The organism is Bradyrhizobium iriomotense, assembly GCF_018129405.1.
GTDB lineage: Bacteria > Pseudomonadota > Alphaproteobacteria > Rhizobiales > Xanthobacteraceae > Bradyrhizobium > Bradyrhizobium iriomotense_B.
Genome location: NZ_JAFCLP010000001.1, coordinates 905,800 through 926,989, shown reverse-complemented (window position 1 = coordinate 926,989; position 21,190 = coordinate 905,800). Strand labels below are relative to the sequence as shown.

Sequence of the window (21,190 nt, the reverse complement as noted above, 5' to 3'; positions counted from 1 at the left end):
CTACGAAATCAGGCGCTCACCGCATCGTCGCAACCTGCACGGCAAGCGCGCAGGCGCGGTCGTATTCGTCGAGATTGATCCATTCGTCGACCGTGTGCGCCTCGTTCTGGCCGGCGCCGAAGGTCACGGTCGGAATGCCGTGGCGGACCATCCAGTTGGCGTCTAGGCCGCCATTGGCGGCGCGCACGTTCGGGGTGCCGCCCACGGCAGACACCGCCTCGATCGCGCGTTTGACGACGGGAAGGTTCTCCTTCATGCGGAACGGATAATAGTCGGTCTCGGCCTTGAACTTGACCTTGCCGGACTTGCCTTGTGCGTTCGTCACCTTCTTGGCCGCCTTCTCGAACGCGGCCTTGTAGGCCTTGGTGATCTCCTTGAAGAATTTTCCGTCATGGCTGCGGCATTCCCCGCGCACATGGACGTAGTCGGTGACGACGTTGGTGGCATCGCCCGCGGGGCGGCCTTCGCCGCCGGTGACCGGGCCGACATTGCTGGTACCTTGCTGCTTGCCCTTCACCACCTTGCCGAACCAGCCGCCGGCCTTCACGTCCGCAAGCGCGAGGGCCATGATCATGGTCGAGGAGATGCCGCGCTCGGGTGCGACGCCCGCATGCGAGGCGCGGCCAAAGATCTCGACGGTCCAGCGGTCGGCGCCGACGGCCCCGATCACGACGTTGGACGCCGAGCCGCCGTCATAGTTGAACGCCATCACCGGCGAGCCGAGCTCGTCCAGCTTGACGTGCCGCGCGCCATAGAGCCCGCTCTCCTCGCGCACGCAGAACAACAGCGTGATCGGCGGATGATCGAGCTTCTGTTTTGCCAATTCGGCCGCCAGCGTCACCAGCACGCCGCAGCCGCAGCGATTGTCGCCGCCGAGCGCGGTCTTCGCCTCGTTGACGATCTTGCGGCCGGATTTCTTCGGCTTGGCGCCGGCGCACAGCGGCACGGTATCCATGTGGGTCATGAACATGATCCGCGGCTGGTTGTGCAGCGCGCCGCGGCCGGGCAGGTCGACGATGAGGTTGCCGGTCTCGGTCGGCACGGGAATGCGCGTGTTGGCATCGTCGAGCCGGATCGCCTTCGCCGGTACGCCGGCCTCCTTCAGCGCGGCGCTGAGCTCACGCCCGATCGCAGCCTCCTGTCCGGTGACGCCCTCGACAGCGAGGAAGCGCATGAGACGATCGGTGGCGGCTTTGTGGTCGACAGGCATGGACTGGAATTCCCTTGATGCAGATAGCGGCGCGACGCGAACGCGTAGGATGGGTAGAGCTCTTCGCGAAACCCATCACTTCCGGCAAGAACGATGGGTTTCGCTTCGCTCTACCCATCCTACGGATTCGCAGTCGTGTAAGTCAAAAAGATCAGCACGCCGAACGCCAGCGCGGCCGCCATGAACAGCAGCACGGCCGGCAGCCCCGCGAGCGCCGCAACCGCGCCGGTGACGGACTGCATCAGCGCGGTGCCGAGAAAGAAGGCGAGATTGACGGCCGCGAGTGCCTTGCCCGCGACCTGCGCGTCGACGAGTTGCCTGGACATGCCGAACAGCAGCGGCTGCGCGGAGGTGAAGAGCCCGATGAGCACGAACAGTGCCAGATCGTAGTACGGCGGCATGACGTTCACGCCGAACAGCCATGCAACGGGAAAGTGCGGCGCTCCCAACGCCATCAGCGCAAGCAGCAGCGCCGCGGCCGCGTGCGTGCCGGCAACCAGTTCGCGACGGCGGCCGAGCCTGCGATCGATCATGCCGACCAGCAGGGGACCTGCGATCATCGCCAGCGTGAACGCGCCGAGCTGGTTGCCGGCCTCGACCCGCGTCAGTCCCTTGACCTCCATCAGCCATGGCCCGCCCCACAGGCCGCGCAGCACCAGCGTGCTCGCCAGCGACACCAGCGCCAGCGCGATCAGGCCGCGCAGCGGCCGCGACAGGCCGAGCCTGACCACCTCGATCATCTGCGACAGCGGCGAGGAGTCGTCCTTGTGCTCGGCCGGCTGGCTCGGCACCAGCACGAACACCGCGAGCGCCACGAGGATGCCGCCGCTCGCGGAGATCCAGAACCCCGCTCGCCAGCCATAATGGTCGATCACGAAGGCGAGCGGGCTCGACGACAGCAGCATGCCGATATTGCCGATCGAGAGGATGGCGCCCGACCACAATCCGAACCGCGCCGCCGACAATTGCTTGGCTGCGAGCGTCATCGGGCACATCAGCATGCCCGAGGTGGCGACGCCCAGCATGAACTGCCCGACCGCAAAGCTCGAGGGTCCGGTCGCGAACCCCGAGGCCACCGCGCCGAGCACGGTTCCTGCCAGCAGGCCGAGCGACACCGGCCGCACGCCAAACCGGTCCATCGCCGCGCCGACCGGGATTTGCGAGGCCGCAAAGGCGAAATGATAGATGGAGGTCAGGCTCGCCAGCGCCTGCGGCTCGATGCGGAAATCCGCCGCCATCAGGTCGAGACTGACGGCCGGAATCGTGCGCAGCAATGTGGAGAGCATGTGCCCGCAGGCGAGTGCCACGAGCGCGAAGATCAGCACGCGGCTGGCATCGCCCGCGTCGTCGGTCGCAGCAGTCCCCATCAGCGTTTCGTCCCGGCAATTTTCTTGTGGCGTTACACGATCGGGACGACGGTGCCAAGCCGCAGCAATGGCCCGGTCACATGTCTCTGACGCTCGCGCTCACCCGACCCGCGGATTCACCACCGCATAGCCCCGCAACGATCGCGCGTGAATGCGGGTGGCACGGCCTCCTGAATTGCCGTCATACGCCATCCACACGTCTCCCCCGACATGCTGCTCCAGAACGAAGACGTGCCCGTGCCGCGCGGCGACCATCCCGGGCGCGGGCGACGTCCGCGGAAAGCGCAGCCAGTTGGCAGCCAGATTCAATCCCGGCACGATGTGGCCAAACACGCGGATCGACGCCGCGCAACCGCAGAAGGAGCGCGGGCAGCCGGAAGGGCGACCGCCGATGACTTTGCCTGCGTCTTCCGTCGTCGCAACCCGCATGACGGCAACGCGTCCCGTCACCTCTCGCGGCGCGCGAAGTCGCGATACCGTCGTGCGCATGTTCGAGCCGGAGAAGTCGCAGGGCATCGTGACATTGCATTCGGGCGGCGCAGCGAGGAGGGATCGGGAGGGGCGCGCATCGGCGGCGGATGAAATCGCGACAATGCAAGTAAAGGAAAACGCAAACGCAACATGACGGCGCATCGCAGGTCTCCAGGTTCATGAAGCCCGCCCCGCCGCAGGGAAGGAACAATCCTGGACCAAAATACGACAGTGAACCCGGACGAAATGGGGAACTTTTGTGGCGTTCTTTAACCTAAGTTAAGTGAGCCGAACGCTATGTCCGCTCGAACGTGTCGACGTTGGTTGTCACGGCGCGCCACCAGTTCAACGGCTTGAGCTTTGCGGGATCGCCCTCGCTGGCGGCACTCAGCGCCTGGTCGGCGACCACGAACCAGGCGGTCTCCATTTTCCCGTGACGCAACAATCCCGTGTAGGAAACGACGCGGTCGCCTGTCGCAGACGAGCCCACGGCGACGAAGCCGATGCAATTGCCCCGATGAAACCCGGTGACCTGCACCGTTTGTCCATAGAAGCCGCTGTCTTCGAGCGCGGTCTCGAAAGTGCCTTCGATGCGCTCCTCCGTCTCGCTGATGATGCGAAGGATGGAGCCGAACTGATTTCGCCAACTGCCGACCCATGACATCCCGGTTCTCCCGTGGTCATTTGCCCGGTGCGATGCGCAGCCGGTGCAATCGATGCAGCTCCCCGGCGGCGTCCTTCATCAGGCCGCGCGCCGCCTCACGCTCCCGGCCGACGATGAATCCCGATGCAAAAGCCTGCGCGCGCCGGTTGGCCGGCGGCGCCGCCAACGCCGTCTCCGTCGCCAGCTCGCGATGCGTCATGAAGTCGTTGAGCGATCCCAGCGCGGATTGAATTGCCTTCAGCTGGCCGGAGAGGCTTGCGAGCCGCTTGCGGTCGCGATCGCTGTAGAGGCTCTTGAAGAAGTCAACGGCGTAACGGATCTTCTTGATCCTGATTCGCAGCTTGTGACGCTGCATTGGGTCGAGATCGTCCAGATGCTTGCCCTGCTTGCGCGCCTTCCTGATCCGGCGGTCCAGCACCGCAGCGGCGTAAGCGGCAATCGACTGGTCGTCATCGGCGCGGGACTGTCCGGTTTCGATCCACTCGATCACGTCGATCAGCAGGCGGCGGTAGCGGGGTGATTCGACGGCCTCGCGGGCGCGCGCAAAGGCGGCCCTTCGCTCTGCGGAAAACTTCTTGGCGATCGCGCGAGCGCCGCGTTTCGGGACGCCTTGGCCCGCGATCGGCAGAATGCTCTCGTTGAGGAAGACGTCGATCTCGCGCGCCGGCGCCAGCTCGCTCGTGAGCCCTTTGAGCTCGGCCTTGATCCGCTCCGTGCTGGCGCGCGGCAGGATGTCGGAGAACAGAGAGATCGCGGCCCGCAAGCGCCGCAGGCCGACGCGCATCTGGTGGACACCTTCCGAATCCATGTTGCGCACCGGATCGGCATTCCCCGTAATCTGACGAAGCGTCGAATGCGCGATCACGCCGAAGGCATTGCGCGGCGAGAGCTCGCATTTCAGCTCGATCGGCTCGGCGTATTGCGCGCCTGCGCCGTTTCCTTTCACGAGTTGAAAGCCTCGCTCGGCTTTCGAGCGCAGATCGAGCTCCGCGCCCGTCCGGCGTTCGAGATTGCGCGCCAGTCGAAACAGATCGGCGACCTGCCCGGATTTCAATTCCAGCTCGAGCTCGGCGACCGGCCGCGAGCGCCGCCCGGCGCCGATGCGGCCGCGGTCGACGGCGAGCTCGATCTGGCTTTTTCGCACCCGCCTTGCCTCGGTGGTGCGATGGACCTCGGTCTGAAACACCGGCCGCAGCTTGCGCGGAAGTTTCTTGGACGCGAGGTCCGCAAGAGGCGTGTTCTTGATCTTCTTGAAGTCAGGCTTTGCGCCATCGACCTCATGTTCCCATTCGCCGCGTGTCACGGTTCCGGAGCCGCCCGCCTTCACGGTCTGCACGTAGAGATCGCCAACCTTGCGGACGCGGAGCGTGAGACCATGGCGCCTGAGCTTCTGCCTGCTGGTGTCGTAATAGGTCGACACCAGCGCCTGCTCCGACCGGTCGCCGTGTCGTCCGTTCGAGGCGCCGACGCGCAGGACGGAGGACAGCTTTCGCGGCGCAAGGCGGAATTTGAGTTCCGTTTCGGCATTCATCGGGCATGCTTCCGTTGCCGATTCAAGTTGGCGCCACGGCGAGAAGTTCCAGTGCAAAGGGCATTTCGAATCCCGATGCGCCCGACCAGGCCTTGCGGATGACCGGGCCATCGCCGGAGCTATCGGCGTTGCATGCACGCCTGCACATACGGCCCCATCTTGCCGCCGATGTTGGAGGTAAGGCCGAGTTTCCGGCCTTCTTCCTTGCAGCGATCGCGCTTCGCAGACAGCCCCGGATTTCGTGCGCTGGCACATGCAAAGCGCTGTGGTCCCGGCGGGAGTTCTTTGCAGGGCTGAGCTTCGGCCGCGGCCGGGCCGGCGGCGAGCAGGAAGATCAGGGTCATCAGTCGTTGCAGCATGGGGCGGCCTCATCGGGACCATGGTGATGGTTACGCAACTCAAGTGCGAGCGCAAGGACAAGCCGGCGCCAGCGGGCAGAGGGCCGGCGTCGGCGGGGTTCGCCTCCGACCGCCATCCGCCCATTCATGCCGAATGGAGGCGGCGTGAATCCGGGGGACACGCGTCATTCCAATTCCCGCAAGAGCGTCCGCGCGTCGTCCAGCAGCGCCCTGACTTGCCTTCGCTCATCGATCGCTTCTCTTGCGAACAGCCCATGCTTCCGCGCATTCCGGTTTCCTGGCGGCGCGCCGCATCCCGGTGCGCCGCCGTGCATGCGGCATCGCACCTTGCCGTGCGCGGCCGGTGAACGGCACGCTTCCCCGCTGCGGGTTCTGGCGCCACAGCGGGGACTGGCTTGCATCGGGACGGTGTTGCGCGTGTGGCCGGCGGTCATGCGCCGACGCCTTGCCTCGGGGCGCTCTGGCTCTCTGCAACGATCATATTCGCATGCTGCGTGAGGTTGCCGACGATCGCCTTGCCGCCGTCCTGCACCGACAGGTTCTGCACGGTGATCGCGCGTTCTCCGCTGCTGCGATGGCGGCTGAGGGCCTCGGTCTGCGCCGCGAAGGTGCGGGCGAGCCGGGTCAGGGCGCGTGTGGCGCTTTCCTGTTGCGCAAGGTCGTCGGTGAAGGCAAGGCGACAGGCGGAGCGCATCGCCATCGCGTGAACCGCCACCATCTGCGCCGCGAGCATCGCCTCGATGGAATCCCTGGGGGCGATGCTCTTCATCATCGAGACCATGAAGGCGAGATTGGCTTCGTCCGGCTTCTGCCCGATCACGCTCGCCTTCATGAGCTGCTTCAGGATGCCGTGCAGCGCGTCGCGGTCGATCGCACCGAGGGCGTCGGCGAGTAGGCGCTCGCCGGCTTGCGGATCGGGATGGTCGATCGCAATGCGCCGCCGATGCAGCCTGACTCGCGGGCTTGCCGGCCTGCCGTAACCGTTCGCCGCGATGGACGTCGTGCAGTTGCTTTCCAGAGCTGTCGTCATGTCGATGTGTCCCTTGCCGGCGCACGCGCGCGGGCTCGCCGTGAGCGAGGCCGATCGCGCCTTGCGCGGCGGTTGTGATTTTCAGATGTCGATGAGGGGTTTACGCGGAGCCGCCGCGAGGCGCCCATGGCCGGGGCGGGCTGAACGCTCACGGTTATCGCGATGATGCCATTCTGCCCCTGTTTTGCCCGACGAGTCAAATTGATTAAGCAAAATCAGAAAGCGGAGGTCTGCCTCGCAAGTCCTTGATCCGGCAGCGGCCGGCTACTGTGCATGGGGTTGTTTTCGCACCTTTTTGTTGAGACCGCTTCTCACGTGCCGCGCGGCGGAATTGCCCGGCATCGCGCGGGTGGAAACGCGATTGCGGAATCCGGTGCGGCCGCCCATCATGGTCTTCGCATGCGCCGCACCAACAAACATGCACAAGCGGCGCGCGAGGTTGGGGAGAGAACGAATGCAACGAACGGCCCGCCTGCTGACGCTCATCGCCGGATTATGCGCTTTGCTGACGACGGAGGCCCTCGCGCAGAAATATCCGTCGCGGCCGGTGAAGATCATGGTCGGCTTCAGCGCAGGCGGCCCCGTCGACGTGGTCGCGCGCATCATCGGCGATCGTCTCGGCAACAAGCTCGGACAGCCCTTCGTGGTCGAGAACCGCGCCGGCGCCAACGGCATGATCGCCGCCGAAGGCGTCGCGCGTGCGGATGCGGACGGCTACACCATGCTCGCCTGCAACTCCTCCACCATCACTCTGAACAAGACGCTGTTCAAGGACATCCGCTACGATCCGGAGAAAGACTTCGCGCCGCTGACCACCGTCGTCGCGGCACCGCTGGTGCTGGTGGTCAATCCGGAGAATCCCAAGACCGCCGACATCAAGACCGTTGCCGATCTCGTCGCGGCGGCGAAGGCCGCACCCGGCGCGCTCGCCTATGGCTCGGGCGGCAACGGCAACCTCGCCCATCTCGCCATGGAACTGCTGGCCCAGAAGGCCGGCATCAAGCTGATCCACGTGCCCTATCGTGGCGGGGCGGCCTCCGAGGTCGGCATCCTCGCGCAGGAGGTCTTGGCGGTGTTCGATCCGCTCTCCGCCGTGCCGCTGGTGAAGGCCGGCAAGCTGCGCGCGCTCGCGGTGTCCTCGGCGGAGCGGCTGCCGGCGCTGCCCGACGTGCCGACCGTCGCGGAGGCAGGCTATCCCGGCTTCGACATCTCGTTCTGGGTCGGCTTCTTCATGCCGAAGGCGACGCCAGCGCCGATCCTTCAGACGCTGCACCAGGAGATCGTCACTGCTGCCAAGGATCCGGCGGTCGCGGACAAGCTCGGTTCGCAGGGCGTCGTCAGCGTGCTGAGCCCGGCCGACTATGCCGCCAAGATCGCGAAGGAGACGAAGGAGCTTGCCGAGGTCGTGGCTGCTGCGAACATCAAGGCGGAGTAGGGGAAGCTACAACCACAGGATCTGCTTGCGATAGCCGAGATCGTTCAGCAGCGGCGCGGCCGGTCCCTGATGGAACACCGCGCCGCGCTCCAGCGCGAAGACCCGGTCGGCGAGCGCCAGCACGAGATCGAGATTGTGCTCGACGATCACGATCGACATGTGGCGGCGGAGCTGGTCGAACACTCTGAACAGCTCCAGCGTCACCGCCGGTGCGAGGCCCTCGAACGGCTCGTCGAGCAGCAAGAGGCGCACATTGCCGGACATGGCGCGGGCAACCGCCACCATCTGCTGCTCGCCGCCGGAGAGATAGTCGGCGGCGACGTTCATGCGCTCCTTCAGGCGCGGGAAATAATGCAGGATCTGCTCCTCGTTCCAGACCACGCCGTCGCTGCCGTCGGTCTTGCGGGCGAGGCGGCCGAGCGCGAGATTTTCGCGCACGGTCATGCCGGCGAACAGGCCGCGGCCCTGTGGCACATAGCCGACGCCGCGGCGGGCGATGTCGGGTGCGGGAAGGTGGGCGATATCGCTGCCGCGATAGTCGATGGTGCCTGATGCGGCCGGCACGAGGCCGGCGATGGATTTGAGCAGCGTCGACTTGCCGGCGCCGTTGCGGCCCAGGAGCGCAACGATCTCGCCCTCGCGCACGTCTAGCGCGGCGTTGCTCAGGATGTGGCTCTTGCCGTAGAAGGTGTTGACGCGATCGAGCCGCAGCACGGTCTCGCGCTTGCGGACCTCTTCGTCGCTGCGCCGATGCTCGACAGCGGGAATGCCCTTGCCGGTGTAGATCTCCTGCACGCGCAGGTCGGCCCGCACCGCCCTGGGGCAATCGGACATCAGCACCTCGCCCTGGTTCATTACGGTGACCACAGCTGAGAAGCCGAGTACGCGGTCGATGTCGTGCTCGACGATCAGCACGGGAATGTTGGCCGCGATGTTCTTGACGAGGTTGGAGACGCGCTCGCGCTCGGCGGCGGCGAGGCCCGCCAGCGGCTCGTCGAGCAGCAGCACCTGCGGCTTACTGCCGAGCGCGATGCCGAGATCGACCAGCCGCTGCCCGCCATAGGAGAGCTCGCCCCCTTCGATCTCCTCGATGCCTTCGAGCCCGAGGAATTTGACCAGTGCCGCGGTCTCGGCGTGGATGTCTTCGTAGGCGTCGATGTCGTTCCAGATATTGAAGCGCATGGCGCGCCGCGCCTGCAGCGACAGGCGCAGGTTCTCGTAAATGGTGAGGCCGCGAAACAGATTGGTGATCTGGAACGAGCGCGCCAGCCCCTGGTGGCAGATCGCATTCGCCGGCACGCCGGAAATGTCGCGTCCCTGCAGGCGGATCGTGCCCTGGTCGGGCGCGTAGAGGCCGGAGACCAGGTTGAACAGTGTGGTCTTGCCGGCGCCGTTCGGCCCGATCAGCGCGTGTATCTCGCCGGCGGCAACGTTGATGCTGGCATTCTCGACGGCGCGGATGCCGCCGAATTTTCGCGAGACGCCGCTGACCTCGAGCACGGTGCCTTGCAGTGCTTCCGGCCGCAGGAAGTCGGGCAGCGGCAGGCCGTCATAGATCTTGCGGCGGCTCATCGCCGCCGTTTCTTCCGCGGGAGGACGAAGCCGCCGCATGACCAGCGCGCCGATGCCGACGAGGCCGCCGGGCGAATACATCACGAAGGCCACGAAGGTGAGACCGAACCAGAACAGCCAGTCCGACGTCCAGATCGAGAACAGCTCGCGGAACAGGATGAAGAACAGCGCGCCGAGCGCGGGGCCCAGCAGGCTGCGCATGCCGCCGATGACGACCATCGCCAGAAGCTCGCCCGCAAACGGCACCGAGACGGCTTCGGCGGAGACGAGATAGTTCAGGAAGCCGATCAGCGCACCGGCAAGGCCGGTGACGACGGCGGAGATCACGAACACCGCGAGCTTGTAGCGCTCGACCGGATAGCCCTGAAAGCTCGCGCGCAGCTGGTTCTCGCGGATCGCGACCAGCACATGTCCGAACGGCGAGCGAACCAGGCGCATCAGCACGTAGAGCACGGCGAGCCCGATCACCGCGACGACGACGTAGTAGTTGAGCGCGCCGTCGAAGCTGATGGGGCCGATGCCGCCGCGCTTCAATCCGCCGAGGCCATCTTCACCGCCGGTGAGGCTCGTCCAGCGGAACGCGGTGGTGTAGACCAGCGCTGCCAGAGCCAGCGTCAGCAGCGAGAAATAGACGCCCCGCCGGCGCAGGATCAGCATGCCGATCGCCGTCGAGCCGACCGCGACGACGACAATCGATCCCAGCAGCGGCAGCCAGATCTCGCCGGGGAAGAAGCGCAGCTGGATCAGGCCGGCCGCGTAGGCGCCGATGCCGAACCAGGCGCTGTGACCGAACGAGACGAGGCCGGTATAGCCGATGCAGAGGTTGAGCCCCATGGTCGCGATCGCGAGGCCGACGATCCAGGTGCCGGTGTTCAGCGACAGGCCGAACGCCTTCAGCAGGAACGGCAGCGCGATGACCGCAATGGCCGCGATCAGCAGCGGCTGCAGCTTCGCAGGCGTGGAGGCGGCCCTCATTCGAACTTCTCGATGCGCTCGCCGAGCAGGCCGCGCGGGCGCACCAGCAGCACCAGGAACATCAGGATGTAGACCGAGGCTTCGCCGGCCGCAGGCTCGAAGTGAATGGCGATGCCGCGTACCACGCCGACGAGCAGGGCCGAGATGACCACGCCCCAGAAGCTGCCGAGACCTCCGATCACGACCACGACGAAGGCGATGGTCATGATCTCGGCTCCCATCGCCGGATGCACCGTGGTGATCGGCGCGAAGAAGGCGCCGCCGAGTGCGGCCATGCCGACGCCGAGCATGACGATCGCAGTCATGTAAGGCTGGAGCCGGATGCCGAGCGCGGCGACCATGTCCGGCCGCTGGATGCCGGCGCGCACCACGCGGCCGAACGAGGTCTTTTGCAGCAGCAGCCAGACGCCGAGCAGGATCGCCGCGACCACCGCGAGGATCAGCAGGCGATAGCGCGAGAACAGGAAGTCGCCGACGATGACCGAGCCGCGAAAGCTTTGCGGGATCTCGGTCGACACAGGCGCTGCGCCCCAGATCATGCGGATCGTCTGCTCTGCGATCATTGCGAGGCCGAAGGTCACGAGCAGGCTGAGGATCGGATCGGCCGTGTAGAAACGGCGCAGGATGAAGCGTTCAAACAGGATACCGAGCAGGGCGACCGCGATGGGCGAGATCACCACGGAGGCGCCGAAGCCCAGGCGCTTGGTCAGCTCGACGCAGACATAGGCACCGAGTGCATAGAAGGCGCCATGGGCGAGATTGACGATGCCGCCGACCGAGAAGATTAGCGACAGCCCGAGCGCGATGAGCAGGTAATAGCCGCCGAGCACGAGGCCATTCACCACCTGTTCCAGCAAGAACTCGAACTGCATGTTGCGTCCTTGCCGCGAGGGGGCACGTCAGGCCTTCATCTCGCAGGGATTCTGTTCCCTGGTCGGATAGATCGTCTCGAGCGGATCGTTCGCCGCCGGCACGGCATCGCCAAGCACCAGCATGTCCCACTGGTCCTTCATCTGGTCCTTCGGCCTGACGGTGAAGGGATAGGCCTCCTGCACCAGCTGATGATCCCAGGCGCGGAAATAGGCCTTGCGCGCTTTGCCGATGTCGAACTGCGACTGCTTCTCGAAATAGGCGATCAGCTCGCCGCTGTCGGTCGACTTGGTGGTGTTGATCGCCTCCGCCAGCAGCTTCAGCGTGACGTAGTCGATCCAGGCATGGTTCTCCGGTGGCTTGCCGTATTTCTTGCTGAACGCGGCGACGAAGACCTGCGAGGTCGGATTGGCCAGCGTGTGATACCAGACCGTCGGCCAGGTGCCGCTGAGATTGCCCGCGCCCGCAGCCCAGGCATCGCCGGTGTTGAGATTGAAGCCGACCAGCGGATAGGGCAGGCCGAACTCGGCATATTGCTTGACGAGATTGGTCACCTGGTTGCCGGCGAGGTTGCAGCAGACCACATCGGGTTTCGCTTGCCGCACTTTCAGCAGATACGGGCTGAAATCGGTGGCGTCGGTCGCGATCAGCTCGTCGCCGATCAGGTTGGCGTCGTGCGTGCCGAAGAAGGCCTTCGCGGCCTTCAGCAGGTCATGGCCGAAGATGTAGTCGGCGGTGAGGGTGAAGAACTTCCTGCCCTTCACCATGCCCTTCTGCGACAGCGCGGTGCCGACCGCGTTGACCATCACGGTGTTCGGGATGTCGCAGTGGAACGAGTACTTGTTGCAGTTCTTGCCGCGCAGGGCGTCCGACCGCGCGCCGGTCGAGAAGAACACCTTCTTGTTGCGCTCGGCGACCTGCATGATGGTGAGCGAAGAGGCCGAGGAGATTTCGCCGAGCAGCACCACTGCGCCGTCCTGCTCCAGCATGCGCTGCGCCTTGGTGGCTGCCGTCGCCGGATTGATCGAGTCTTCCGAGAGCAGGTCGATCGGCTTGCCCAGAATGCCGCCGGATGCGTTGATCTCTTCCGCCGCGAGCTTCACGCCGAGCTGCGCGTAGCTGCCGATCACGCCGAGAAAGCCGGTGAGCGGCGTCAGATGGCCGATCCGGATCTTCTCGGCCTGCGCCCTCACGATTGCGGGAAATCCCAGTGCGGACGCGCCAACGAAGGCGGCGCCCGCCCGTAACAACGTCCGTCGCGGGTAGCGGATCATGTCGGTCTCCTCCCGGGTGCATCGTGCCTCTCTTCAAAATCGGGTATCCGATAATGTGAGAGATATTTTTTTAATGCTGGAGGATAATCCCGAACGCCATTGCCGGTGTCAACCGGCAAAATCGCCACTTGCGTGCGGTTCAGACTTTTTGGGCGAACGCCTTGTGCGCGCGGTCCTTGGCGCCGAACTCGACCGACAGGCGGTCGGCGGCGGCCTGCACGATTTGTGCGCCGGCGTGCAGCGCCTGGTTGGAGAGGCGCCAGATCGGACCGGAAATGCCGAGTGCGCCGATCACCTGTCCGGTGAAGTCGGTGACCGGCACGGCAACGCAGCGCACTTCCGGGTTGAACTCGCCGTCGTCGAAGGCGACGCCGGTGCGCTGCACCTCCGCGATCTCACGCATAAGCACGCCGGCATCGGTGATGGACTTTGGCGTCGACGGCTTCAGCTCCGCGCGATCGATAAATCGCTTGAGCTGCTCGGGGCGGAGCGAGGCCAGAATGATCTTGCCGAGCGCGGTACAGTGAGCCGGGCGCACGACGCCGACGCGGTCGGTGAGCTGGAACGCGCCGGGGCCGCTGGTGCGGGCGATGACAACGACGGCATCGCCCATCCGCACGGCAAAATGGCTGCTTTCGCTGGTCTGGCGCGACAGCTCCTCCAGCACGGGCGTTGCGACATTGACCATCTCGATCTCATCGAGCGCGCTTGCCGCGAGTGCAAACAGGGGACGGCCGATGCGATAGCGCTTGTTGTCCTTTTCCTGGCGGAGATAGCCGAGCGAGACCAGCGTCTTTGCCAGATGAAACGTCGTCGAGTTGTGCAGACCGACCAGCTTGCTGAGTTCTGCCAGGCCAATGCCCTCGCGATGGCGCGCGACCTCTTCGAGGATCGAGAAGGCGCGGCCGAGCGATTGGACGCCGCCGCCGCGCTGCTTGTCGTCGGCCTCGACGTCGCCATCGGCGCTGGCAGCGGGGACCAGCTTGGCAATCGCACCCTTGCGCGGGCTTGCGGGCTTCTCGGTCGTGGGCTTGGTGCGCGATCTCAAGGACAAGGCCCCCTTCTCGTGAATCGACGTGACTCCGTTGTTGCGACACTAGCACGCAACCGTCGGCGCGGAGCTCGGCGTTTCCTCAGGGTGCAGACTATCACAATATAAATTGACGTACAGCATTATGAGAAATAGGCTCCCGCGGCCCCGTGATGACCGGCCGCGTTCCCCGCATCGGTGCAGAAGAAGTCGTCGGGCCGAGAGGGAGACGGGTTGATGTCGAAAAACGTGCTCAATGGCGCCCAGGTCATTGTCGACTATCTGATCCAGGAGAAGGTGCCGCAGGTGTTCGGGCTCTGCGGCCACGGCAACATCCAGTTCATCGACGCGCTGTACGAACGCTCCCAGGAGATCAAGACCATCTCCGTGCATCACGAGAGCGTCGCCGGCTTCATGGCCGACGTCTATTACCGCGTCTCCGGCAGGCCGACGGCGACCTTCACCTCCTGCGGGCCGGGCTCGGCGAACTTGCCGATCTCGCTCGCCAATGCCTTCCTCGATTCCGTGCCGTTCATGGCGATCACCGGCAACGTGCCGACCAGCCAGTTCAACCGCGGCGCGTTCCAGGAGATGTACCGGCACCATCAGGCCGACTTCCCCTCCACGGTGCGCACGATCTGCAAGAAGGTGTTTCAGCCGACCCGCGGCGAGATGGTGCCGCTCGCGGTGCGGCAGGCCTGGAAGACCATGATCACTGGACGACCCGGGCCCGTGGTGGTCGACGTGCCCTTCGACGTGTTCATGGAGTCTGCGGCCGAGGAGGCGCCGAAGGCGATCGAGTGGAACGCGAATATCTCCAGTCGCTGCGGCGCCGATCCTGAAGGTGTGGAGAAGGCGGTCGACATGCTGCTGTCGGCCGAGCGGCCGGTGATGCTGGTCGGGCAGGGCGTGCGTTATGGCGGCGCGGCGGATGAATTGCGCAAGCTGGCCGAACGGCTTCAGATTCCGGTTGCTGCGTCGGCCAGCGGCCTCGGTGCGCTCGACGTCAATCATCCGCTGGCACTCGGTCTCGTCGCCCGCGCCGGGCACTATCAGGCCAATCACGCGACACGTCAGGCCGACGTGCTGCTCGCGCTTGGCGTCCGTTTCGACGACCGCACCTCGAGCTCGTGGATTCCAGGCTATTCCTTCACGATTCCTCCGACCAGGCTGATCCATGTCGACATCGATCCCGAAGAGATCGGCCGCAACTATCCCGTCGCGCTCGGATTGATGGCCGACGTGCGCACTTTCCTGCGCCAGGTCCATGCCGAGCTCGACCGCCGCGACAATCTTTTCAAGAAATCTGACGCGCGCAAGAAATGGCTGGCCCAGATCGACGGCTATCGCAAGGAGTGGGACAAGTTCGTCGCGCCGGGCTTCTCCGACGACACCACGCCGATCAATCCGCAGCGTGCCGCCGCCGAGATCGACAAGGCGCTGCCGGAGGATGCGATCCTCGTGTCCGACATCGGCGTGCACCACAACTGGCTGCTCGGCTTCTGCAAGCCGAAGCGGCCGGATTCGCTGATCGGCTCGATGGGCTTTGGCCCGATGGGCTTTGGTGTCGCCGGCGTGATGGGCGCGAAGTTCGCGGCGCCCGATCGGCCCTGCGTGTCCGTGTGCGGCGACGGTGCCTTCTTCATGCACGCGAACGTGCTCGGCACCGCGGTCGAATACAATCTGCCCGTGGTCTGGGTGGTCTGGAACAATTACGCCTACGCGTCGATCCGTGGGCTTCAGCGCGGTTATCTCGGTGGCCGTGAGCTCGCCACCGACTTCAAGCACCCCGAAACGGGCGAGCGCTACAATCCCGATTTCGCGGCGATGGCGCGCGCCTGCGGTGTGGAGGGCGTGCGGGTCGATCGCGCCGGCGACATCGGCGAAGCCATCCGCAAGGGCATCGCCGCCAACAGGCCGTATCTGATCGATGTCGACATCGCCGCCGACGTCAATCCGGCTGGTGCCGGCGTATGGGAATTGCCGGGCCTTGGCCAGAGCAAGGCCGGCATCGGCACGCGCTTCCAGCCGGGCTGATCGCACGTCACCAAACAACAAGATATCGGGGAGAAGGAAATGACGCTCGCAGGCAAGAAGGTCGTCGTGATCGGCGGCTCCTCAGGCATCGGCCTTGCCACGGCAGAGCTTGCGAAGGGAGAGGGCGCGGACGTCGTCATCGCCTCGCGCAGTGCCGCCAAGCTCGATCCTGTCGCTGAGCGATTGAAGGTGACGGCGATTCCCGCCGACGTCACCAGTGACCAGAGCGTCTCTGATCTGTTCCGCCGCACCGGCCCCGTCGATCACGTCGTGCTGACCGCAGCGCAGCTTCGCACCGGACCGTTCAAGACGGTTGCGATGGAGGATGTGCGCGCGACGATGGCAGGAAAATTCTGGGGTGCCTGGCGCGTGGCGCGCGAAGCCGAGATCCGTCCGGGCGGCTCGCTGACGCTGGTCACCGGCTTCCTCAGCGTCCGGCCGCGGCCGAACTCGGCGATCATCAGTGCGGCCAATGGCGCGCTGGAATCGCTGGCCCGCGCGCTTGCACTCGAGCTTGCGCCGGTGCGCGTGAATGCCGTGTCGCCCGGCGTGATCGATACGCCGATCCGCGCGGCGATGCCGGAGGCGGCGCGCAAGGAGATGCTGGCGAAGACGGCGGCGGCCTTGCCGGTCGGCCGTGTCGGCATCGCCGAGGACATCGCCCGGCAGATCGGAAGCTTCATGACCAACGGATTTGCCACGGGATCGATCGTCTATATCGACGGTGGCGCGCTGGTGAACTAAAGCGCGATGAGATTTGGATGAATCGTCATCGCGCTTTAGGCTGTTGTTTGCGCATGATCTTTTCGGAAAACCGCTTCGCACTTTTCCGGATCATGCTTTAGGGAGCACGATCATGGCCGAGGAGACTGGCGGCGCCTTCATTCGCAACATCGCAGAGGTGCCCTGGCGCGAATTCCCCAACCATTTTGGCGGCGCGCTGTCAAAACCGCTGGTGATGCCGGAGACCGCGGGCTCACGTCGCATCGACTACCGCATCTCGATGTACCAGCCGATGGCCTATGTCACGCGGCACCATCACAAGGTGCAGGAGCAGGTCTATCACGTGCTCGACGGCGAGGGGCTGATGGAGATTGCGGGCAAGAACCATGTCGTGCGCAAGCACGACGTGATCTTCCTGCCGCCGGGCGTCGAGCATGCGATCTCGAATTCGGGCCTGACCGACCTCGTGTTCCTGGTCGTGACCTCGCCGGTGACGGACGACGACAAGCCGGTGTGAGCGGCGCGTGCGCGACGCCGCGCCTACCTGCCACGGGCCAGCTGTGCGAGACGTTCGAGCAGCGGGCGTTGCCCTGCGTTGATCTTTTGGTGCGCCTCTTCGAGTGTGAACCATTCGGCGCGGTCGATCTCCGGAAAGTGCTGCCGCTTGCCGCTGCGCGGCGGCCATTCGATCTCGAACGTGTTGCTGCGAATGCTGCCCGCGTCGAGGTCGAGCTCGGCCGCGAACGCGGTGACGATCTTGCCGCCGCGCTGCCTGATCTGACCAAGCGCGATCAGCGGCATCGTCACCTCAAGTCCCAGCTCCTCGGCAAACTCCCGCCGCGCGGCGATTTCTGCGTCTTCTCCGTCTGCGTATTCTCCCTTCGGGATCGACCACGCGCCGAGATCCTTGTTGCGCCAGAACGGCCCTCCGGGATGAACGAGCAGAACCTCGACATTCCAGCGCTTGCGATAGGCGATGATCCCGGCGCTCTTCGATGGCATCGCAAGTTCCCTGCAGCCTTGGTGGCGGGAAAAACTGGAACTGAGCTTCCCAGCGCCGGTTAGTAGCCAAAGTTGAACCGGACAAAGGGAGAGAAGCATGATCCGACTGTTGGCAACAACCGCACTAGGGCTGGTGCTGGCAAGCGCCGCCGTTGCGCAATCGCCGAGTACGAACACGAAGCCCGAGCAGACGCCGCAATCCCAATCGAATTCCGCCGCGCCGTCCACCACCTCGCCGTCGGGAGCAGCCAATACGCAGCAGCCTACATCGCAACCGCAGCAATCACCGACGGTGGCGCAGAATACGCAGACCACTACACCTCCGTCAGGGGCCAACGCCGGCTCCGGCACCTCCAATGCTGCCAACAGCACGGACACGTCTTCGCGGCCTCAAACCCAGCAGAGCGCCAATCCACCGGCGACGAACTCGAACCAGGCGCAGGATCGCTCCAATCCGCCGCCGTCCAACAGCAACCAGGCGCAGCAAGCGCCCAGCGGGACCGGAACCAATCAGGCTCAGCAGGCGCCGAATACGCCGGCCAGCAATCAGGCCCAGGGCGAGCGGACGGGAGCCGGCTCACAGGCTGCCGCCCAGACCGACGTCAATCTCAGCCGCCAGCAGGAAACCAAGATCAGCGCCTCGATCTCGCACCTGAACGTGCGGCCGCTGACCAATGTCAATTTCTCGCTGAACGTCGGCACGGTGGTGCCGCGTGATATACACCTCTCGACGCTGCCGCCCGATGTCGTCGAGATCGTGCCGCAATATCGCGGCTACAGCTTCGCGCTGGTGAAGGATCAGATCGTCGTGGTCGACCCCGCCAGCTACAAGATCGTGACGGTCCTGCCGTATTCCGGGCAGTCCACCGCGACGACGACCACGCGCGAGCGCAGCGCCAGCAAGTTCTCTGATCGCGATCGCGAGGTGATCCGCAAGCATGCGAAGACCCGCACCGAGGGACGGAGTGAAGCGCGGACCACCGGCAGCACGGCACGCACCGAGATCCATGTCGGTGACCGCGTCCCCGAGACTGTCGAGGTCGAGGAATTCCCGAGCACGGTGTATCGGGATGCGCCCGACCTGCGGGAATATCGCTACATCCATCGCGATACGCGGACTTACGTCATCGAGCCTCGCGAACGTCGCGTGATCGAGGAGATCGACTAGTTCAAAAATACTGGGAAGCCGCTCAATCGAGCGGCTTCCCAATCCGTGCGTCAGCCCGAAGATCGTTCGCGCGCGGCAAGGCGGATGGCTCGGGCCTTGGCGCTCTTGCCGGCCGCGCGCGTCGCAATCATGCTGCGCGCCTTGCCGTGGACCGAAACGCTCTTCCGCAGCAGGGATGCGAACCGCTTGCGCGCACGGTTCACCGAGAGGCGCGCCGCCAGCTGCTCGGCCTTGCGCATGATGGTGATGACCGACGGCGTCAGGTTCACCGGCACCCAGGCGACATCGTTCGTCTTGGACAGGCTGCCGATGCCTTCGCATGGCGCCTCGCGCGGCAGGTCGATCCGGATTGCGAGGGCCTCCGAGCGTTCGGTCCAGTCCTCAGCCCTGGTGCCGGTGATGATGCGGACATAGTCGCGTGTCTCGCGCGGCAGCTCGCTTTCCCTGGCAAGCCATTTCTGGATGCGGCCGGGCCCAGCGTTGTAGGCGGCCGCGGCAAGGCCGAGATTGCCGAAATCGTCGCGGAGCTTGCGCAAGAACTTTGCCGACGCGGGCATGGCCTTCATGGGATCGAAGGGGTCGTCGAGCCCGACTTCGGCGGCCGTCTCCGGCATGAACTGCGCGACGCCCTGCGCGCCGGCTGAGCTGACCTCGTTGGAGCGAAAGCGGCTCTCCTGCCAGAGCAGGCGCGCGAAGAACGGCACGGGAATGCCGCTGGCCTCAGCCGCCTCCCTCAGCGCGTGACAGAATTGCTCGGTTGGCGAAGCCGGGGCCTGCACGACGGTTTCGACCGTGCGTGCCGGCTCGATCGTCTCCTCGTAAGCCGCGCGTGCGTTCGCGAGCTCAATGGCCTGCACGCTCGCGAGGAAGAGGTCGACCAGCGGAACCAGCGAGGGGGCACGATCGCTTTTCGGAGTGGAGTTGTCGAAGCTTGGTGCCTGCCAGGAGGGCGATGAGCCGACGTCGCACATCAGAATCAGGAACGCAGCGCAAGCCGCGACGAGAAATCGCATCTCGGTAAGAGTCCTCGAACTGTGGGGAAACGACCAGCGCGTTGCGCCGGTGACAAGGACTTCTTGACCGCAATTGCGGCGAAGCTGCGATTCCGAAGGGCGCCCGGTGTTAGTACGGTGTTCCCGCCGCTGAACATACGGCGTGCGCCGCGGATCTACGGGAACCGCAGCGCCTGTCACGCGTAGTGTGCGCAGACTGCCGCGCTTACGCCTTGGGAAAATCCTTGCGCATCGCGATCTCGGCGGCGTCGCCGGGCGACAGCACGGTCTGGTCGAAGGCCGGTTGCGGCTTCGTCATGATGTCGTAGAGCGAGATGCCCTTGATCGGCTTGCCCATGAGCTCACGGACGCAGTCGGCGAGCGTGCCGTTGTAGACGAGATAGGGCGGGCCCCGATCCTTCTGTCTCTCGCCCTTCAGCGACGGCCACTTCTTCAGCTCGGCCGGCGCGTCGTAGGCGATCGGCGATCCCTCTTTGAACATGAGTCTGGTCCCGGCGACTTGGATTGCCGGGAATCCTAAAGCCGCGGGGTAAACACGCGTTAAAGAATTAGTTCAAATCAGCCGGCAATGAAGGCGAGCAGGGTGCCGTTCGCCTTGGCCGGCGGCACGCAGATCGCTGCCCCGCTCCGCACTGCAGCCGATCCCAGCGCCTTCTCGGTCGCCGCGAGATCGCCGCTGACCAGCACCAGGGCCGCGCCGCCGCGCTCGGAGAGGCCTGCGAGCGGCACGCCGGGATAACGCTTTCCGAGCTGGTCCAGCGTCAGATAGACGAAGTCGGCGCGCTCGCCGCCGGAGGGAACGGTCACGGCGCCGTCGGCCTCCATCTTCGGCTCGCGGTCGATCAGGCGCGCGAGGTGTGCGGCCTCCTTCGCCGGCTCCGGCGTTGCGATCAGCGTCTGCTTGATCCGCCTGGCCGCATTGGCGTGCTTCATGAGCTCGGGGATCCACACCGTCTCGCGGGTCTTGTGCTGGCAGGCGAAAATGCGCACGCCGCCGGGCGCCTCGGCGGTCGGCCACATGAAGGTGCGGAATTTCGCCGCCGAGATCGTACCATCAGGCAGCGTGACAGGGCGTTCGAAATCGGTGGGGCCGATCGGCGTCAGGCCTCGCGCGCGAATCTCCTCCGCGCCGGCGGCGCTGTCGACCGCAGTGAAGGCGATGCGCTCGATGCCTTCGCCGTGCTTGTCGACGAAGGCACGGGCCGGCGCGTTGTGCTCGGTCGCCACGAGCACGCCGAGCAGCTCCATATAGTCGGGGTCGAACATGATGGTGTAGTTGCCGGTGCCCATATGCGCGCTGTGGGTGCCGCGCGGCGAGACCGTGAAGCCGAGCTGCCGATAGTTTTCGGCGGCCTTGTCCAGGTCCTTCACCATGACGACGGCGTGGTCGATACCGATGACGTTCTTGAGGGCCACTGTTCTTATCCCCGAATGCAAACTGACTTATACAGGCTGACTT

General features: G+C 65.3%; 21 protein-coding genes. 5 read left to right on the top strand and 16 right to left on the bottom strand.

Features of this window, described 5'->3' with window-relative positions; all coding sequences use genetic code 11:
- Positions 1–16: 16 nt before the first annotated feature.
- From JQ592_RS03975 to JQ592_RS03945, 8 genes are all read right to left on the bottom strand, one after another.
- Entirely contained in the window at positions 17–1,210 is a 1,194-nt protein-coding gene (locus JQ592_RS03975; protein ID WP_211401598.1) for a M20/M25/M40 family metallo-hydrolase, read from the bottom strand.
- Positions 1,211–1,329: 119 nt separating this feature from the next.
- Positions 1,330–2,577 carry an MFS transporter gene (locus tag JQ592_RS03970; RefSeq protein ID WP_211401597.1) on the bottom strand — a complete coding sequence of 416 codons (1,248 nt, stop codon included), beginning with the start codon at positions 2,575–2,577 and terminating at the stop codon, positions 1,330–1,332.
- A 99-nt stretch (positions 2,578–2,676) separates the two neighbouring features.
- Positions 2,677–3,210 carry a hypothetical protein gene (locus tag JQ592_RS03965; protein WP_211401596.1) on the bottom strand — a complete coding sequence of 178 codons (534 nt, stop codon included), beginning with the start codon at positions 3,208–3,210 and terminating at the stop codon, positions 2,677–2,679.
- Positions 3,211–3,343: 133 nt separating this feature from the next.
- Positions 3,344–3,712, bottom strand: coding sequence for an avidin/streptavidin family protein (locus JQ592_RS03960; RefSeq protein WP_211401595.1), 369 nt, complete (start codon positions 3,710–3,712; stop codon positions 3,344–3,346).
- A 16-nt stretch (positions 3,713–3,728) separates the two neighbouring features.
- Positions 3,729–5,243, bottom strand: coding sequence for a CYTH and CHAD domain-containing protein (locus JQ592_RS03955; protein ID WP_211401594.1), 1,515 nt, complete (start codon positions 5,241–5,243; stop codon positions 3,729–3,731).
- Positions 5,244–5,362: 119 nt separating this feature from the next.
- Positions 5,363–5,602 (bottom strand): hypothetical protein, encoded by a 240-nt coding sequence (locus JQ592_RS03950; RefSeq protein ID WP_211401593.1) that lies wholly within the window; start codon positions 5,600–5,602, stop codon positions 5,363–5,365.
- A 164-nt stretch (positions 5,603–5,766) separates the two neighbouring features.
- Positions 5,767–6,003, bottom strand: a complete 237-nt coding sequence (locus JQ592_RS38550; RefSeq protein ID WP_283816084.1) for an HGGxSTG domain-containing protein — start codon at positions 6,001–6,003, stop codon at positions 5,767–5,769.
- Between the two features lie 29 nt (positions 6,004–6,032).
- The gene (locus JQ592_RS03945) at positions 6,033–6,632 is read right to left on the bottom strand and encodes a hypothetical protein (protein ID WP_211401592.1); all 600 of its coding nucleotides are present in this window, start codon (positions 6,630–6,632) and stop codon (positions 6,033–6,035) included.
- 454 nt (positions 6,633–7,086) lie between these two features.
- Between JQ592_RS03945 and JQ592_RS03940 the strand changes: the two genes are divergently transcribed.
- Complete coding sequence (locus JQ592_RS03940) at positions 7,087–8,067, top strand: Bug family tripartite tricarboxylate transporter substrate binding protein (RefSeq protein WP_211401591.1); 981 nt, start codon at positions 7,087–7,089, stop codon at positions 8,065–8,067.
- A gap of 6 nt (positions 8,068–8,073) precedes the next feature.
- On the opposite strand, the gene JQ592_RS03935 is transcribed toward JQ592_RS03940, so the two are convergent.
- From JQ592_RS03935 to JQ592_RS03920, 4 genes are all read right to left on the bottom strand, one after another.
- Entirely contained in the window at positions 8,074–10,614 is a 2,541-nt protein-coding gene (locus JQ592_RS03935; RefSeq protein WP_211401590.1) for a branched-chain amino acid ABC transporter ATP-binding protein/permease, read from the bottom strand.
- On the bottom strand, positions 10,611–11,486 hold the full coding sequence (locus JQ592_RS03930; RefSeq protein WP_211401589.1) for a branched-chain amino acid ABC transporter permease: 876 nt from the start codon (positions 11,484–11,486) through the stop codon (positions 10,611–10,613). The genes JQ592_RS03935 and JQ592_RS03930 overlap by 4 nt, the downstream gene beginning before the upstream one ends.
- A gap of 27 nt (positions 11,487–11,513) precedes the next feature.
- Positions 11,514–12,758 carry an ABC transporter substrate-binding protein gene (locus JQ592_RS03925; protein WP_211401588.1) on the bottom strand — a complete coding sequence of 415 codons (1,245 nt, stop codon included), beginning with the start codon at positions 12,756–12,758 and terminating at the stop codon, positions 11,514–11,516.
- A 139-nt stretch (positions 12,759–12,897) separates the two neighbouring features.
- On the bottom strand, positions 12,898–13,812 hold the full coding sequence (locus tag JQ592_RS03920; RefSeq protein WP_211401587.1) for an IclR family transcriptional regulator: 915 nt from the start codon (positions 13,810–13,812) through the stop codon (positions 12,898–12,900).
- Between the two features lie 213 nt (positions 13,813–14,025).
- Between JQ592_RS03920 and JQ592_RS03915 the strand changes: the two genes are divergently transcribed.
- From JQ592_RS03915 to JQ592_RS03905, 3 genes are all read left to right on the top strand, one after another.
- A complete protein-coding gene (locus JQ592_RS03915) occupies positions 14,026–15,825 on the top strand; it encodes a thiamine pyrophosphate-binding protein (protein ID WP_211401586.1) in 1,800 nt (599 codons plus the stop codon).
- A 39-nt stretch (positions 15,826–15,864) separates the two neighbouring features.
- Positions 15,865–16,569 carry an SDR family oxidoreductase gene (locus JQ592_RS03910; protein WP_211401585.1) on the top strand — a complete coding sequence of 235 codons (705 nt, stop codon included), beginning with the start codon at positions 15,865–15,867 and terminating at the stop codon, positions 16,567–16,569.
- Between the two features lie 112 nt (positions 16,570–16,681).
- Entirely contained in the window at positions 16,682–17,065 is a 384-nt protein-coding gene (locus JQ592_RS03905; RefSeq protein ID WP_211401584.1) for a cupin domain-containing protein, read from the top strand.
- 23 nt (positions 17,066–17,088) lie between these two features.
- Here JQ592_RS03905 and JQ592_RS03900 read toward each other — a convergent pair whose 3' ends face one another.
- On the bottom strand, positions 17,089–17,550 hold the full coding sequence (locus JQ592_RS03900) for an NUDIX domain-containing protein (RefSeq protein WP_211401762.1): 462 nt from the start codon (positions 17,548–17,550) through the stop codon (positions 17,089–17,091).
- A 97-nt stretch (positions 17,551–17,647) separates the two neighbouring features.
- Between JQ592_RS03900 and JQ592_RS03895 the strand changes: the two genes are divergently transcribed.
- Positions 17,648–18,718: a DUF1236 domain-containing protein gene (locus JQ592_RS03895; RefSeq protein WP_211401583.1), complete on the top strand. Its 1,071-nt coding sequence runs from the start codon at positions 17,648–17,650 to the stop codon at positions 18,716–18,718.
- A gap of 50 nt (positions 18,719–18,768) precedes the next feature.
- Here the strand turns inward: JQ592_RS03895 and JQ592_RS03890 are convergent, their stop codons facing one another.
- From JQ592_RS03890 to JQ592_RS03880, 3 genes are all read right to left on the bottom strand, one after another.
- The gene (locus tag JQ592_RS03890) at positions 18,769–19,731 is read right to left on the bottom strand and encodes a lytic transglycosylase domain-containing protein (RefSeq protein WP_211401582.1); all 963 of its coding nucleotides are present in this window, start codon (positions 19,729–19,731) and stop codon (positions 18,769–18,771) included.
- A 205-nt stretch (positions 19,732–19,936) separates the two neighbouring features.
- Positions 19,937–20,212 carry a hypothetical protein gene (locus tag JQ592_RS03885; protein ID WP_211401581.1) on the bottom strand — a complete coding sequence of 92 codons (276 nt, stop codon included), beginning with the start codon at positions 20,210–20,212 and terminating at the stop codon, positions 19,937–19,939.
- A 77-nt stretch (positions 20,213–20,289) separates the two neighbouring features.
- A complete protein-coding gene (locus tag JQ592_RS03880; RefSeq protein WP_211401580.1) occupies positions 20,290–21,147 on the bottom strand; it encodes a VOC family protein in 858 nt (285 codons plus the stop codon).
- Between the last annotated feature and the right edge of the window lie 43 nt (positions 21,148–21,190).

What these genes read in the sequence shown, in the direction of transcription:
- JQ592_RS03975 (WP_211401598.1), bottom strand. Translation starts at nt 1,210, where the DNA reads ATGCCTGTCGACCACAAAGCCGCCACCGATCGTCTCATGCGCTTCCTC.
- JQ592_RS03970 (WP_211401597.1), bottom strand. Translation starts at nt 2,577, where the DNA reads ATGGGGACTGCTGCGACCGACGACGCGGGCGATGCCAGCCGCGTGCTG.
- JQ592_RS03965 (WP_211401596.1), bottom strand. Translation starts at nt 3,210, where the DNA reads ATGCGCCGTCATGTTGCGTTTGCGTTTTCCTTTACTTGCATTGTCGCG.
- JQ592_RS03960 (WP_211401595.1), bottom strand. Translation starts at nt 3,712, where the DNA reads ATGTCATGGGTCGGCAGTTGGCGAAATCAGTTCGGCTCCATCCTTCGC.
- JQ592_RS03955 (WP_211401594.1), bottom strand. Translation starts at nt 5,243, where the DNA reads ATGAATGCCGAAACGGAACTCAAATTCCGCCTTGCGCCGCGAAAGCTG.
- JQ592_RS03950 (WP_211401593.1), bottom strand. Translation starts at nt 5,602, where the DNA reads ATGCTGCAACGACTGATGACCCTGATCTTCCTGCTCGCCGCCGGCCCG.
- JQ592_RS38550 (WP_283816084.1), bottom strand. Translation starts at nt 6,003, where the DNA reads ATGCAAGCCAGTCCCCGCTGTGGCGCCAGAACCCGCAGCGGGGAAGCG.
- JQ592_RS03945 (WP_211401592.1), bottom strand. Translation starts at nt 6,632, where the DNA reads ATGACGACAGCTCTGGAAAGCAACTGCACGACGTCCATCGCGGCGAAC.
- JQ592_RS03940 (WP_211401591.1), top strand. Translation starts at nt 7,087, where the DNA reads ATGCAACGAACGGCCCGCCTGCTGACGCTCATCGCCGGATTATGCGCT.
- JQ592_RS03935 (WP_211401590.1), bottom strand. Translation starts at nt 10,614, where the DNA reads ATGAGGGCCGCCTCCACGCCTGCGAAGCTGCAGCCGCTGCTGATCGCG.
- JQ592_RS03930 (WP_211401589.1), bottom strand. Translation starts at nt 11,486, where the DNA reads ATGCAGTTCGAGTTCTTGCTGGAACAGGTGGTGAATGGCCTCGTGCTC.
- JQ592_RS03925 (WP_211401588.1), bottom strand. Translation starts at nt 12,758, where the DNA reads ATGATCCGCTACCCGCGACGGACGTTGTTACGGGCGGGCGCCGCCTTC.
- JQ592_RS03915 (WP_211401586.1), top strand. Translation starts at nt 14,026, where the DNA reads ATGTCGAAAAACGTGCTCAATGGCGCCCAGGTCATTGTCGACTATCTG.
- JQ592_RS03910 (WP_211401585.1), top strand. Translation starts at nt 15,865, where the DNA reads ATGACGCTCGCAGGCAAGAAGGTCGTCGTGATCGGCGGCTCCTCAGGC.
- JQ592_RS03905 (WP_211401584.1), top strand. Translation starts at nt 16,682, where the DNA reads ATGGCCGAGGAGACTGGCGGCGCCTTCATTCGCAACATCGCAGAGGTG.
- JQ592_RS03900 (WP_211401762.1), bottom strand. Translation starts at nt 17,550, where the DNA reads ATGCCATCGAAGAGCGCCGGGATCATCGCCTATCGCAAGCGCTGGAAT.
- JQ592_RS03895 (WP_211401583.1), top strand. Translation starts at nt 17,648, where the DNA reads ATGATCCGACTGTTGGCAACAACCGCACTAGGGCTGGTGCTGGCAAGC.
- JQ592_RS03890 (WP_211401582.1), bottom strand. Translation starts at nt 19,731, where the DNA reads ATGCGATTTCTCGTCGCGGCTTGCGCTGCGTTCCTGATTCTGATGTGC.
- JQ592_RS03885 (WP_211401581.1), bottom strand. Translation starts at nt 20,212, where the DNA reads ATGTTCAAAGAGGGATCGCCGATCGCCTACGACGCGCCGGCCGAGCTG.